The following is a 13,666-nucleotide window of genomic DNA, read 5'->3' on the forward strand; positions in this document are numbered from 1 at the left end:
TGGTCGGTTGACCCTGGTGTCCGAGGGGGGACTTGAACTCTCCTCTCGGGCACCAGCCCACAACCGCTCTGACCTGGGAAAATGCCCGTCGACAGGCTTGATTTCGGCGGGCGTTTCTCCTGTTCTTTCCTGCTGTTTCAGGCCCTCTCGGGCCCCTGTTGGTCGTGCGTTGGTCACGTGACCAACCCTCCTCCGAGGCGTCCGTCCCTGGTCAGGCTTCCAGGACGGCGCCACGGGGCTACGCCCAGTCTGCACGGGCACGTGCGCGACCACGTACCGGGGTGGCGCCGGGGTGGCCGACGCCCTGTTTATGCAAGGACACGCATAGTCGCGTTCGCGCATAGACGCGTGACACCGCCCCCTCTAGTGTCGTTGGGCAGGCGGCCCAAACGGGGCCAGAGCAAGGGGGTTTGGCATGTCCGAACGTTCGGCACTCACCCGACTCACGGGCAACGGCAACGGGGAGTGCGGAGAGAAGGACTGCCCGAACGTGTACCGCACGGCTACCGGGTCGTTCGTGGTGCAGGGCGACGTGTCCGACGCCTTCACCCCGCCCTCCGGGGAAGGGCTCGTGGAAATCCCGGAGGCAGTTCTCAGGGAGGCGTTCCGTGCACTTGGATGGTGACGCGTGGAATGGCTGCTTCGATTCCATGGAGCGTGAGGCGTGGCGACTAGAAACGCTGCCCGTCTACACCATGCCCCAGGAAGCGGAGAAGCTGAAGCGCTTTCTCGCCGGGGAGAAATCCCCCGACGATTACACGTCGGCCTGGATGGACGAGGTTCGGCAATGGACCTCGGAAGGAAAGAGCGTCGGCAGGGTGCACGTCGTGACCCGCCCGCTCTCGGACTACCTTCGGTTCGAGTTCGAGTATTACTACCGGCACCACGTGAAGGTGGGCGAGGATATCCGCATCCTCGACCTCACCGACCGAGAGAACCCGGGACTTCCGGATCAGGACTTCTGGATGTTCGATGAGTCCAAGGTGGCCCTGATGAACTACCGGGCGGACGGGACGCAGATAAACCGGGAGCTCTACGAGGGTGATCCCGAACCGTACCGGCAGTGGAAGCGAATTGCCGTGGCCGAGTCGGTTCCATTCCTGGAGTACGTGAGCGGGTGACGTTCGACCCTGAGCAGATGGGCCAGCCGAAACAGGAACTGGCGGCCCTGCTGAAAGAACTACGCAAGCGAGCCGGCCTCACTGGGGACCGGCTCGCTCGGCGTTGCAACATGTCCCAATCGAAGATCAGCCGGATTGAGAACGGGAAAGCTCAGCCGAGCCTACTGGACCTGGAAAGAATCCTACGAGCCGTCGTGGCTCCACCCGAGGTCATCGAGGAGGTCGTCGCCCTCGCGCGGCTGGCCAACACTGAATGGCAAGACTTGCGCTCGCTGCGCCGTAGGGGCCTGGAGAAGAAGCAGACTGAACTTGCAGCCCTCGAATCCTCATCTACGGACTTCCGCTTCTTCCTGCTCTCGATGATTACAGGACTGCTGTCCACCCCTGAGTACATCCGGGCCAGCCTTGCCCATTCCCCGGCCGATGTCACTAAGACGATCGCGAGGAAGCTGGAGCGGCAGGAGGTTCTTTACGACACGAAGAAGCGGTTTACCTTCATCCTGACCGAGCAGGCTGTGAGGTGGCCGCTCCTGCCCCCGGCTGCGATGGCAATGCAGATTGACCGACTGGCCTCGCTTACCCACCTTACGAACGTGAAGCTCGGCGTTATCCCAATCGCGGGATACAAACCCATGGCGCCTATGGACACCTTCACCATCTATGACAACACGCTGGCCACTGTGGAGAACACGACCGGTGTCGTGATCCTGAGAGATCCGAGAGACATCGAAATGCATCTCGAACTGTTCTCCACGCTGGAGGGGTACGCGTTGTTCGGGGAGGAAGCGCGAGCGTTGTTGGCGGAGTGGTCTGCCGCTTGCCGTTCATGATCTTTAGTCCATGACGGGAAAGAACTACACAGCCCCCGCTTTCCAGGTCAATGATTTCCCCCATGGCGGCGACCGAGCGAGACGAAACGAGAAACGACGGCGGACGCATGACCCTGCGGGTGTCATACGACGGCGGCCGGACGTACGGCCCGGTTCGTGAGGTGCAGGTGGACCCGCGCAACGCAGTGATCTTGGGTTCACCGACCAAGTACCCGCCCTGCGGGTGCCCTCGGTGCACAAGCCGCAGCTCGCCGTCTGTGAGTGATCTCCGCCCTGTCGCGGCGGAGCAGAAGACGGCGTGAGTCGCGGCCTGGGCCGCTGGGTGCTGCGCCACTTCGGCCGGTACGCGGGGTCGCTGTACCTGGCCGTGATCCTCGGCGGCTGTGCCGTGGTTCTCGCCGGAGCCCTGGCGATCCGGTAACCGCCGGGCTCGCCGTTGTCCCCCTTTGCTTCCCGCCTGATCCCGGGCGGGAGTCCCCGAGAAGAGAGAGGTAGTCCGATGGTGGAAGAGAACACCGGTTCCGTGGCCCCCGAGGGGGGTGGCCTGCTCATCGCGAAGCGGAAGATCGTGGCCGCGCGCACTCGTGCCGAGCAGGAGTCGGACGTCAGCGGTGGCCGTTCCGACGGCAACGACTGACGGGAGCGCCCACGTTGCTTGATGCAGCCTCGTGGGCGGGGTGTCTGGGCGGGGACAAGTTCCTCGCCCAGACGTACCACCGCTCCTACGCACACATCCCCGGAGCCGCCGACACGGCGGGCCTGTTCTCCTGGGACGACCTGAATCGGATCATCGCCACACAGCGGCTGGAGCCGCCCCGGCTGCGCCTCTCGGTCGACGGCGGGATGGTCCCGATCCACCGCTACGCCATCCCCACCACGAACCGCCGAGCGGTCACCTGGTCCCGCATCCAACCGTCCGACTTCCACGCCCAGCTCAGAGACGGGGCGTCGCTAGTCCTCGACGCGGTGGAGAAGATCCACCCCGCTGTGGGGGCGGCTGCGGAGGGGCTGGCTCGCTTCCTCGGGACTTCCGTGCAGGCCAACGTGTACGCCTCGTGGACCGAGCGGGAGGGCTTCGGCCGGCACTGGGACGACCACGACGTGGTGGTGGTCCAACTGCATGGCTCGAAACGGTGGCGCCTGTGGGGGATGACCCGCGAGGCGCCCACCTTCCGGGACGTGGAGTCGCCGGAGGAGCCGGAAGGCGACCCCGTGGCGGACCTCGTTCTGTCCCCGGGTGACGTGCTCTACCTGCCGCGCGGCTGGTGGCACGCGGTCACCGCTGACCAGGGGACGGAATCCCTTCACCTCACCTTCGGCACGGTCACGCACACGGGCGCTGACCTGATGCTCTGGGTCGTGGATCAGCTCCGGGCGTCCCTCGCGCTCCGCAGGGACATCCCGCGCTTCGGCTCGCTGACGGAACAGGCGGACTTCACCGACGCGCTGCGCCGTGAGGTGGCCGACATGATGGCGGACCCGCGCCTCGTGGAGCGGTGGGCGGAGTCGATCGACACGACCGACCTGGGCCACGCGATTCCGTCCCTGCCCTACGTGGACGGGCTCCCTGCACGGGGCGAGATCACGGTCAAGCTCACCGCTCCGAGGGGCCGCCTGACGGCGAACCGCGAACAGGGCACGGTCACCTTCTCGGCGGCCGGTACCGCGTGGGACTTCGCCGAGTCCGCTGCTCCCGCACTGGGCACGCTGCTGACCAACCAGCCGACCACGCTCGGCGAGATGGCCGACTCCGCCGGACTGGAGGTCAAGGACGTAGCCGAAGTGGTCTCCGTCCTCATCGACGGCCACGCCGTCGCAGTCGTGGGGACGGCGCTGTGACCGCCGCGCTCTCCCTGGGGACATACCGCGTGCGTGCCGTCAGTCAGGCAGCACGCACCGCCCTGGCCGCCGGTAGCCCCTGGGTGGACACGGCACCCAACTACGCCCACGGTCGGGCGCACGAGGAGCTGCGCCCGCTTCTCCGGGAGTACCCGACCGTTCGGGTAGCCACGAAGACGGGGTTCTTCACGGAGGAACAGGGCCGCAATGCCATGGCTGACGGCGTGCTCACCAGGGAAGAGGGGGCCGGTAGGCACAGCCTTGAGCGGGGCTTTGTCCGCTGGCAGACGGAGCGCTCGTTGGCCGCGCTCGGGCGCGTGGACCTGGTGTTCGTGCACAACCCGGAGCACGACGGCCAGGGCCTTGACCGTACGGCTCTGCACGGGCGGGTGCGGGAAGCCTTTACGGCGCTGGAGGAGTTCGCCCGCACGGGCAGGATCGGCGGGTACGGCGTCGCCACTTGGTCGGGTCTGACCTCCGGGGCGTTCAGCGTGCCCGAGTTGCTCGCGCTCGCGCGGCAGGCGGCGGGTTCCGCCGAGCACCACTTCACGGGCTTGCAGATGCCCGTCAGCCTGATCATGGATGCCCCGATCACACAGGCCCTGAACGGCGGCGGACCACTGGTGCAGGCGAAGGACGCGGGGCTGATCACGTTCGGCTCCGCGCCCCTGCACGGGGGCGCCCTCCTCGATGCCATGACGCCCGAACTGGTGAACCTCATCCGCCCTGGCTTGTCGGCCGCAGCCGCTGCCCTGCTGGCCGCTGGCTCGTGCCCTGGCCTCGATGTCGTCCTGACTTCCGCGAGCACCCGTGAACACTGGGACGATGCGGCGAAGGCTCTGGCTGCGCCTCTGACGGCCCAGGAACTCAGGAGGGTGACGGATGAACTCGCCAGTGAATGAGGAGGTGCAGGCCCTGATGGAAGCCGCCCACGGCCGGGCGGCCAAGGCACTGGGTCTCACCTGTACGGGGCCGCTGGCGTGGGGCTTCCTTGGTGTCACCCTCGGACGCCGAGCGGGGGACCGGTGGCTGCGGGTGAGTCGGACGGCGAGGAGGAACGCGGGCAGGAAGCGGGGGGAGGGCATCGTCGGCGCCTCTGAGGTGGTACCTGACGGCGTCCCTCGTCCCCGACTGTACGAGGTGCACGACTGGACTGACGGGGAGTGGGCTTTCGAGGCGGAAGTCCTCGACTACGTGACGCAGCCGATCGTGTCTCCCGACCGGGCCGACATCGACCGTGACCCGGGGTTGCCTGACGAGTGGTGGGCGGACCTTCGCCAAGCTCTTGCCCTGCTCGCTGAAGTGGAGGGTGTGAAGACGACCGTCCGGGATGGGTGGATCGAACGGGCCTTCCCCCAGTTCCTTGGCATCCCGGCCCCCGCCAAGGTGCAGCGGGTGACCGGTCACGGTGACCTGCACTGGGGCAACCTCACCGTTGCGCCCCTGTGCCTGTTGGACTGGGAGCGGTGGGGCTTGGTGCCCTTCGGCTATGACGCGGGGCTCCTCCACGCCAACAGCCTGCTCGTTCCCGACGTAGCCGCTCGCATCCGCAGGGAGTTCGCGCCGACCCTCGACACCCCGGCCGGCCGAATCGGGGAACTCGCAGCGCTGGCGGAGATGCTGCAAGCCGTAGCCCGTGGCTGGTATCCCGACCTTGCACCCCGGCTCGTTGCCCGTGCGGAGGCGCTCACCAGTGTTCGCCCACCCGTTCCGGTGCGCTCCGAGGTGAGCGCCTGACTGCGCCCCTGTACGCCTGTCTCAGGCGCTCTCACCGATGTGCCGGTACAAAGTCGCACGGGAGATCCCCAGCGCCTTGGCGATGGCGGTGACGCTCTCTCCCTTGGCGTGCCGGGCACGGGCTACGGCTAGCTTGTCGTCGTCCACGACGGAGGGGCGTCCACCGTGGTTGCCCTTGCGGGCCGCAGTGTCCAGCCCCTCCAACGTCTTCTCCCGGATGCCTTCCCGCTCCACCTCGGCGGCCACGGCCAGGACGGCGAACACGATGGCTCCCGCCCCGTTCGGGTCGTAGACCCCCTGCAAGGGACCGGAGAGGAGTTCCAGTTGGATGCCGTCCGCTTGCAGGGTGGAGGACAACGTCATGAGCTCTGCCGCGTTGCGGGCAAGGCGCTTCATCTCCACCACCGTGAGGATCACCGGTTGGTTCGGAGCGGCTGTCTTGAACTCCCGCGCGAGAGTGAGGGCCTTCTCCAGTTCCGGCCGCTCCTTCACGCGGGTACTGATCTTCTCCGAGAAGACGCGGTTGCAGTCGGCACGGGCAAGCATGTCCAACTGGGACTGGAGTTCCTGCCCGACCGTGGAGCAACGGGCGTAGCCGATCCGTATCGCTGCGCCCGGCACGGCTTCGGCCACCACGGGCACGGGCTCACCCTGCACCCACCGCTTACCGGGGTTGCGGTCGGCTGGGGTCTTCACGGTGAGTTCCGCCTTCAGAGACGGCACGAGGGCGAAGCGGCCCGTGTGGTAGTTCGCTGCCACCTTGCCCGCTCCCGTACGGCAGGGGCTACCGGCGGGGGCTTCGCACTTCGGGCAGGGGTGACGCTCGACCTGATCGGCCGGGGTGTTCGTGGTCATGACCAGACCGTCTCATAAACGTGTCTCGAAAGCCAGTCGTGAGACGGATCTTTTGAGACGGGTTTCGAGACGCGAGAGTGAGGGCGAAACGGACATGGCCCGGAGTCCGGCGGATCGTCTCACTATCGAAGGTTATTGAGACGCCCTGTCGTGATCACTCGCCGTCACGGGCGGCGACCTCACGCCCGCCGTCGCCACGTTCGACCGGGTAGGTCTTCACGAGATGGCTGAGGAGATCGGGCACACTCAGGCCCTTGCGGTACGCAGCTTGCGCGAACGCGCGACGCTCATCCTTGGTAGTAATGATCCACTCAAACCAGGCGTCAGGATGTGTGTACCCACAGCACACCCGTCGCGTGCATCGGCCAGGGGAGTCCTTCACCTCTGGGTATGTCCACGGAGGGTATGGGTAGCCCTGCAGTTCCTCCGCGCACTCCTCTACCCGCTCCAGGGTCTCCCTCCTCAGTCGCGGCTTCTTCTGATCGCCGTAGTGATTTTCGAACCACTGGAGCCGAGCGGGATCCTGTATCTGTCGCTGCACAAGATCCACCCGCTCCTTCATCCCTTTCACCACCCGCATCGGGAGGGTGTTCCTGGCGAAGCCCGCTTTGGGGTGTAAGTGCTGCATCTTCATGTTGAACTGCCACATGGTAGCGGAGGACTTGTGCTTCCAGCTGTTGCACCTGTCGCAGGCTGGAACCAGGTTCCACCAGATGTCCCGCCCCTTAGTGGCCAGCGGAGTCTCGTGCTCCAGCGTTTGAGACTGCTTCTCTTCGCAGTAGGTACAGAGCCTGTCGTGAGCCGTCAGGACGGCGAGCCACACCCACAGTGGTTGCTCTCCCCTCGTACGACGAACGATGGCTTCCTTGTCCATAAGTACTCGCCCCCTGCAGTCACGCTGATATGCGCGAGGAGGGTAACGGTGGCCACTGACAATCCGGCACCCTCATCGACAGCGGGAGCCTCCCTCAGAACGGGCCCATCGAACGATGCAGGGGTGGGGGTTGACCCCTTGGCGCCGAAGTCGAGGACCGGCATGTCTTAGCAGCTCAGATCCTGCCACGGTTCCAGACCTCGTCAGGGCAGCGGCGAGGTAAGGCAGCGGCTGAGAAGTAGCAGGTGGAAGCGCTGCGCCTAGCCCGGCCGGCACTCGGAGCCTGCACAGGAATGAAGCCTTCGGGGCTTGTCGTAAGTGGCTTCGCTCCGTGGCCGCGTAAGCGGCCCACTCCCCTTGCTGCAAGTCGAAGGGGCTTCGCACTATGGGGGCGCGGCAGCGCCCCACCTGGCTAGCTTCCTGGTCTTCCTGGTGTCGGCCCCCTTCGGGGCCGCCCTGTCGAAGCGGCTTCCGGCTGTGCGGCCGGAGGCCGCCCCTGTTCCTCACCTCTTCGCCGCTGCACGTAAGTACGTAAGTAGCTTCGGGCTGAGCGGCCGAACGGCCGCCCTCTCTGCTCACGCCTTCGCCGTTGCGTCCTCGCTCATGGGGGCGCTGCGCGCCCTGCTTCCCTTCGCCGCTGCACGTAAGAACGTAGGTGGCTTCACGCTGTCGGCCCCTTCGGGGCCGCCCAGACGTAGACGGCTTGACGACGTGGCGGCCGGACGGCCGCCCCTTGGGGTGGCTCCTTGTGAGTGTCGCTTTGACGTACTTCGAGACTTACCAAGAGAGAATAAGAAGGAGCGGCACATCACTCCAGGTCGCAGCGTTGCAGCGACACAGGGCATCTGTCGTTGAGCCCCTGATCGACAGACCTCCTGTGTCGCTGCCCCGATGGACCGACACACCTCACGTGTCGGCTACCGCCTGAAGCGCTTGGCCGGACGGATGCCGTGCTCGTCGCAGGTCTCGTCTCCGATGCCCTTCTGAAACCGGTACTCCGGCAGCACGAGGCACCGGCGGTTCGACTCCGCCTCGATGAGACCCCACTCCTTCGCTCGGCGCACGTGGTTGTTCACGGCGTCCTTGCTGGGCACGATGCCGTCCTTGTCGGCCAGGATCTTGTTCAGCTCACCCGGCGGGAACTCGGCGTGCCCGATCAGGTTCGCCCATCCCATGGCCGCGAACTCGACGCGGTGGCGGTAGTCGAAGCGAGGGTCTCGCGCCCGCTGCTTGTACTCCTCCTGAAGTACGGCGGCGAAGTCGCCCTCCATCTGGATCGGCCTACGTCCCACGCGGACAGTCCCCTTTCTGAGTGGCGCTGGGTGCGCCAGTGACGCCCGCCGGACGGCGGGACATGCGCCTCCCTTCTTGAGGCGGTGAATAGTCGTCGCCGTCAGGCGACCGCTCGGCAGTCCCGCTCGATCCAGCGGTCCACCTCCGAGGGGCGGAAGCGGAGGTGACCGCCGATCTTGCAGGCGGGGATGTTGAGTGCTCGGTGGTTGTTGTAGACCCACGCGGGCGTCACGCCCAGGTACTCGGCCAGGTCGGTGACGCTCATCAGGCGGGTGTTCTGCAAAGGACGGCTCCTCGGTTAGCGGAGGGGGTGGTTCCCCTCGGGCTGCCCATCCTGAGCTATCAGTCTGGCTCCGTCAAACCCGGATGCGTCACACCTTGACTTGCCTGTTGTGGTTGAGTTCCGTACGTTGTCGGCCATGACGAACACCAACGATCACGAGGGCAGCGCTGCGCCCCGTGCAGGCGTCGAATCGGTCCAGCGCATCGGGGCATGGAAGGTCACCATGTGGATGCCGCTCGACTCCACCTCGGGTAACCCCCGCGAAATCCGGATCGAGCCGCACGAGGAAGCCGACCAGCAAGAGGCAGCGCGCGGCATCACCAGCACGATCCTGCGGCAGATCGACACGGCCGCGTTCGCGGAAGAGATGAGGCCGCTGGCAAAGCTCGCCCGCGCTGGCCAACGGGAGGTGGAGAAGTTCCGGCGGGAGCTGGCCGGCCTGCCCAAGGGGGTCACTGACGAGTACCTCGCAGTGATCTCCGCCCTGTACGTGCGCTTCGTCAACTCCGGACGGACTGCACCCGCCCAAGACCTTGAGGCGTGGACCCAGACCAAGCAGGCCACCTTGAAGGGCCACCTTCGAGCGGCGCGACAGCGCGGCTTCCTGACCAAGGTCGAAGGCAAGGCGGGCGGACAGCTCACGGACAAGGCGATCGAGATTTTGAAGAGGACGAGTGTCAGCAACGTGCGACTGCCGTAGCGGACAGGGCAGAACGAGGGGGAACTAGCTAGGTGGCAAAGCGCGGCAACGGGCTCGGTGGGACTCCGGTGGAGATCCCGCGCACGGGCCGACCGAACACCTGGGGCGTGCGGACGCCCCTGCACTTCGACCCGGCGACGGGCAAGAGGGGGCGCTACTGGATAGGCCGGGAGTACAAGACCAAGACGGAGGCGGAACGGGCGCTGCGCAAGTGGCACACCGACCACGAGGCAGGCACCCTCACGCCCCGCTCCGGCATGACCATGGCCGAGCTCATGGAGGGCTGGCTTGCCAAGCATCGGGGCGAGGACACGACCAAGGAGGGGTACGAGCCGAAGATCCGGCTGCACATCAAGCCGCACATAGGCAAGGTCAAGGTGGTGGAGGTGACGGACGAGCGGCTTGATGAGCTGTACCGGCTCTTGGAGGCCACGCCCATCGAGGCGAACGGGAACAAGCCGCTCGGGCCTAAGAGCGTCCGCCACATTCACAACATCATCTCGGCTGCGCTGGACTCGGTGACCGGACCGAGGAAGCTCCTCGCGGTCAACCCGGCCCACACTGCCAACCCGCCGACCGAGCGGCAGATCAAGGCGGCACAGCCGGACTTCCCCACCCTCAATGACCACGAGACGGCGCACTTCCTCAAAGAGATATGGGAGCCGTGCGGCAACCGAGCGTGCGACGACGGGCGGACCCACCACTGTCTTCGGGATGCCCCGCTGTGGACCGCTTACGCGGCCACCTCGTGTCGCCGTAGCGAAGTGCTGGGGTGGAAGTGGTCGCTCATCCACTGGGATGAGTGCGCCATCGAACTGGCCTGGGTCGTGGTCGAGGAGGGCAACAGCTACCGGCTGCGGAAGCTGACCAAGGACGGAGACGACAACGCGATCATCTACGTAGACCAAGGTCTGATGAACGTCCTGAAGTGGCAGAAGGAACGCCAGGACGCGGAGCGGGAACGCCTCGGGGATCTCTGGGTGGACCATGACCTTGTGTTCGCTCGTGACGGCTTCAAGCTGTACCGGGGCGAGGCAGGCGGACCACAGGACCCCGAGAAGGTGTCGGCCCGCTGGCGGACGGCACGCAACCGTCTGCACCTGCCGGACAACTTCCGGCTGCACGACTGGCGGGCATCGAAGATCACGAACGATCTCGACAACCACGAGAACCCGGTAGAGGTCTCGGCCAACGCCCGGCACCACTCGCCGGGCTACACGATGGCGCGGTACGGCAGGCGTCGCGCCGAGGGAGCGAAGAAGCTGGCCGCTTCCAGCGCTGCCCGTATCGGCCTGTCATCCCTGGTCTGACCAGGAAGTTCGCTCGGCTGTTGGTCACGTGGTTGGTCACGCCACAGCCGGAGAAACAGAAAAACCCCAGATCAACTGGGGTCTCTGCTGGTGTCCGAGGGGGGACTTGAACCCCCACGCCCGATAAAGGGCACTAGCACCTCAAGCTAGCGCGTCTGCCATTCCGCCACCCGGACAAGGTGTCCGTCGTTCGCGGTGTGTTCCCCGCGGCGACAGAGAAGACAATACCAGGGGTTCGGAGTGCGTTTCACCTGCGTATCGGTGGCATACCCGGTGGTCAGTGGGGTGCGGCGTGCCGTGGTGGGCGGCCTTGCGGGGTCCGGGGAGGTCTGCGGGCTACCTTCGCGTCCATGAGTGATCGCGGCTACCGTCGGCCCCGTCCGCTGTCCCCCCTGCGCGAGCATCTGCGCGACGCGTTCTGGTTCGCCCCGACCGTGGGGTTCGTCTGTGTGTTCCTGCTGTGGCTGGTCGCGTCCCAGGCCGATGACGAGATCGTCGCCTTCCTCCGGCGCGAGAAGGCCTACGACGAGTTGGAGACCCTCATCTCCTTCGCCCAGGGCGCGAAGACGATCGTCACCCAGGTCAGCTCGGCGATGATGACCTTCATCGGTGTGGTGTTCAGCATCTCGCTGGTCGCGGTGCAGATGGCCAGCGGGCAGCTCACCCCCCGGGTGGTGCGGATCTTCGTCCGCAGCCGGATCAGCAAGGCCACGCTGACGGTGTTCCTGGCGACGTTCCTCTTCTCGCTGCTGGTCCTGGCCTCGTACGAGGGCGAGACCGACCCGCGCCGGGTGGTCTCGGTCCCGCTGTTGCAGAGCCTGCTCACGCTGGTGCTGGTCGGGCTGAGCCTGCTGCTGTTCGTCATCTACGTGGGCTCGACACTGCGGCTCATGCAGGTCGGGCCGGTCGTCGACCGGATCGCGCGGGACTCGTTCCGGGTGCTCGGCCGGATGCCCCGGGGGCCGGGCGGGTCCGAGGGGCTGGGCGCGCAGACCGGACAGGTGGCGTACGAGGGACGTGCCGGCGTGCTGCGGGACGTGAACACGGCGCGGCTGGTCCGGACCGCCCGGCGGCAGGGCGTCGTCCTGCGGCTGATCCCCCGCATCGGGGACTTCGTGGTGCCGGGGACCCCGATGTTCGCCGTCCACGGCGGGACCCCGCCCCCACGGCGCCGGCTGCGGTCGGCGGTCTCCGTCTCGGTGGAGCGCACCCTGCACCAGGATCTGGCGTTCGGGCTGCGCCAGCTCTCCGACATCGCGCTGCGGGCCCTGTCGACGGCCGTGAACGACCCGACCACCGCCGTCCAGTGCCTGGACCGCAGCGTGCAGTACCTCGCGGTCCTGGTGCGGCTGCCGCTCGGCACGGTCCACCACCGGGACCGGGCGGGCACGGTACGGCTGGTGCAGGAGGGGCCGGGGTGGGAGGACCTGGTGGATCTCGCCTTCGAGGAGATCCGGTGGTATGCGGCCGGGAGCCCTCAGGTGTCACGGCGGCTGCTCGCGGGGCTGGACGATCTGCTGCTGCTCGCGCCGGAGGAGCGGCGGAAGCCGCTGGTCCGGCATCGGGCCCTGCTCGTCGAGGCGGTGGAGCGGAGTGTTCCGGTGGCCGCCGACCGGGAGTTCGCCCTGCTGCCGGACCGGCAGGGCATCGGGTAGACCCCGCCGGTCCCGCAGGCGCCCCGCACGTCAGTCGCCGCAGCGGCCCGCGCGGAGGGAGTGCAGGTGCTCGCTGGACTTGCGGGCGAAGGCGAGCGAGTCGACCGGGTTGTCGTGCTCGGCCTGCCAGTGGTGGTAGGTCCGGCCGTGGTGGGTCCGGCTGGTCACCTTGGACAGGAACGTCCTGTAGTCGATGTCCCCCTCGCCCACGTCCGTCATGCGGTAGCCGTCGCGCGTCGTGTCGTCGCGCACGCCGTCCTTGACGTGGAAGAGCGGGTAGCGGTGGGGGTACTTAAGGACGTACTCCAGCGGGTCGAGCGGGGCCCGGGTGCCGTCCACGCGCCTGCTGAACCGGAACTGGGCGCAGTACGCCCAGTAGATGTCCATCTCCAGGTAGACCAGGCCCGGATCGGTCTCGGCGAGCAGGACGTCGTAGAGGCGCACGTTCGGCTTGTCGGTGGCGAAGGAGAACTCCTCGGCGTGGTTGTGCTGGTAGAACTTCATCCCCCGCTCGCGGGCAGCGGCGCCGTAGGTGTTGAAGTCGTCGGCCGCTCGCTTCCAGCCGTCCACCGTGGAGCCGTAGCGGAACGGGCCGGAGGCCGTGCCGATGTGCTTGAGGCCGAGGGCCTGGGCGTCGTCGAGCACCTTCTCCAGGTTCTGGGCGAAGGTGTAGGCGCCGGGGTTGTTGTCGTCGTGGTAGCCGACGTGGCTGCCGATCGGGTTGAGGCCGTGGTCCTTGGCCAGCCGCTTGAGCTGCGCGAGGGTGATGGGGCCGGCCGAGCCCTGGGTGTAGCCGGCCAGTTCGATCTCGTCGTAGCCGTACTTCTCCAGCTCGGCGAAGACGGGGGCGAAGCCGAGCGTGGAGATCTTGTCGCGCAGGCTGTAGAGCTGGATGCCGAGGCGGCCGGGGGGCAGGACGGGCTTCCCCTTGCCGTGGCCGTGCCCGTGCCCGTGGTCCTGGCCGAGGCCGGGGCCCTTGGCAGGTCCCTGGGCCGCGGCGGCCTGGGCGGTCGCCGTGCCGATGATCGTGGCGGCGGTGGCTCCGGCGGCGACGCCGAGGATGTCGCGGCGGCTCAGTCTGCGGGCGAGTTCGGTGTCCTTGGAGGTGCGGCTCATGTTCGCGTGGCTCCCTTGGATGACGTGACGGGACATGGGGTGAGCGGTGCGGT

At 67.0% G+C, this 13,666-nt stretch carries 16 protein-coding genes and 1 tRNA gene; 11 read left to right on the plus strand and 6 right to left on the minus strand.

All coding sequences use genetic code 11. From position 1 onward, the window contains the following. The first annotated feature begins 415 nt into the window (after positions 1-415). The 8 genes from AC0682_RS22940 (at position 416) to AC0682_RS22975 (ending at position 5,527) form a co-directional block, all read left to right on the plus strand. Positions 416-625, plus strand: a complete 210-nt coding sequence (locus AC0682_RS22940) for a hypothetical protein (RefSeq protein ID WP_189418471.1) — start codon at positions 416-418, stop codon at positions 623-625. Then, positions 609-1,121 carry a DUF6879 family protein gene (locus tag AC0682_RS22945; RefSeq protein ID WP_478534882.1) on the plus strand — a complete coding sequence of 171 codons (513 nt, stop codon included), beginning with the start codon at positions 609-611 and terminating at the stop codon, positions 1,119-1,121. The genes AC0682_RS22940 and AC0682_RS22945 overlap by 17 nt, the downstream gene beginning before the upstream one ends. Then, positions 1,118-1,951, plus strand: a complete 834-nt coding sequence (locus tag AC0682_RS22950) for a helix-turn-helix domain-containing protein (protein ID WP_030743091.1) — start codon at positions 1,118-1,120, stop codon at positions 1,949-1,951. Before AC0682_RS22945 ends, AC0682_RS22950 begins: the two co-directional genes overlap by 4 nt. A gap of 298 nt (positions 1,952-2,249) precedes the next feature. Further along, a complete protein-coding gene (locus AC0682_RS22955; RefSeq protein ID WP_478534883.1) occupies positions 2,250-2,372 on the plus strand; it encodes a hypothetical protein in 123 nt (40 codons plus the stop codon). 78 nt (positions 2,373-2,450) lie between these two features. Then, the gene (locus AC0682_RS22960) at positions 2,451-2,588 is read left to right on the plus strand and encodes a hypothetical protein (protein ID WP_173456875.1); all 138 of its coding nucleotides are present in this window, start codon (positions 2,451-2,453) and stop codon (positions 2,586-2,588) included. 14 nt (positions 2,589-2,602) lie between these two features. Next, complete coding sequence (locus AC0682_RS22965; protein ID WP_478534884.1) at positions 2,603-3,790, plus strand: cupin domain-containing protein; 1,188 nt, start codon at positions 2,603-2,605, stop codon at positions 3,788-3,790. Then, on the plus strand, positions 3,787-4,692 hold the full coding sequence (locus AC0682_RS22970) for an aldo/keto reductase (RefSeq protein WP_478534885.1): 906 nt from the start codon (positions 3,787-3,789) through the stop codon (positions 4,690-4,692). Before AC0682_RS22965 ends, AC0682_RS22970 begins: the two co-directional genes overlap by 4 nt. Continuing rightward, positions 4,673-5,527, plus strand: coding sequence for a phosphotransferase (locus tag AC0682_RS22975; RefSeq protein ID WP_478534886.1), 855 nt, complete (start codon positions 4,673-4,675; stop codon positions 5,525-5,527). Before AC0682_RS22970 ends, AC0682_RS22975 begins: the two co-directional genes overlap by 20 nt. A 21-nt stretch (positions 5,528-5,548) precedes the next feature. Here AC0682_RS22975 and AC0682_RS22980 read toward each other — a convergent pair whose 3' ends face one another. The 4 genes from AC0682_RS22980 to AC0682_RS22995 form a co-directional block, all read right to left on the minus strand. Beyond that, positions 5,549-6,382, minus strand: coding sequence for a recombinase family protein (locus AC0682_RS22980; protein ID WP_478534887.1), 834 nt, complete (start codon positions 6,380-6,382; stop codon positions 5,549-5,551). Between the two features lie 154 nt (positions 6,383-6,536). Further along, on the minus strand, positions 6,537-7,256 hold the full coding sequence (locus AC0682_RS22985) for an HNH endonuclease signature motif containing protein (RefSeq protein WP_478534888.1): 720 nt from the start codon (positions 7,254-7,256) through the stop codon (positions 6,537-6,539). 917 nt (positions 7,257-8,173) lie between these two features. After that, positions 8,174-8,548, minus strand: a complete 375-nt coding sequence (locus tag AC0682_RS22990; RefSeq protein WP_478534889.1) for a hypothetical protein — start codon at positions 8,546-8,548, stop codon at positions 8,174-8,176. A gap of 101 nt (positions 8,549-8,649) precedes the next feature. Then, positions 8,650-8,832, minus strand: coding sequence for a helix-turn-helix domain-containing protein (locus tag AC0682_RS22995; protein ID WP_478534890.1), 183 nt, complete (start codon positions 8,830-8,832; stop codon positions 8,650-8,652). 136 nt (positions 8,833-8,968) lie between these two features. Between AC0682_RS22995 and AC0682_RS23000 the strand changes: the two genes are divergently transcribed. Next, positions 8,969-9,532 (plus strand): hypothetical protein, encoded by a 564-nt coding sequence (locus tag AC0682_RS23000; RefSeq protein WP_478534891.1) that lies wholly within the window; start codon positions 8,969-8,971, stop codon positions 9,530-9,532. A 32-nt stretch (positions 9,533-9,564) separates the two neighbouring features. Then, positions 9,565-10,842 carry a tyrosine-type recombinase/integrase gene (locus AC0682_RS23005; RefSeq protein ID WP_478534892.1) on the plus strand — a complete coding sequence of 426 codons (1,278 nt, stop codon included), beginning with the start codon at positions 9,565-9,567 and terminating at the stop codon, positions 10,840-10,842. Positions 10,843-10,930: 88 nt separating this feature from the next. Here the strand turns inward: AC0682_RS23005 and AC0682_RS23010 are convergent. Then, positions 10,931-11,018 (minus strand) — tRNA-Leu (locus AC0682_RS23010). A 174-nt stretch (positions 11,019-11,192) separates the two neighbouring features. Between AC0682_RS23010 and AC0682_RS23015 the strand changes: the two genes are divergently transcribed. Then, on the plus strand, positions 11,193-12,497 hold the full coding sequence (locus AC0682_RS23015) for a DUF2254 domain-containing protein (RefSeq protein ID WP_478534893.1): 1,305 nt from the start codon (positions 11,193-11,195) through the stop codon (positions 12,495-12,497). Positions 12,498-12,527: 30 nt separating this feature from the next. On the opposite strand, the gene AC0682_RS23020 is transcribed toward AC0682_RS23015, so the two are convergent. Next, a complete protein-coding gene (locus tag AC0682_RS23020; RefSeq protein ID WP_478534894.1) occupies positions 12,528-13,613 on the minus strand; it encodes a sugar phosphate isomerase/epimerase family protein in 1,086 nt (361 codons plus the stop codon). Positions 13,614-13,666 lie beyond the last annotated feature (53 nt).

This window comes from Streptomyces sp. NPDC043746, from assembly GCF_056436485.1.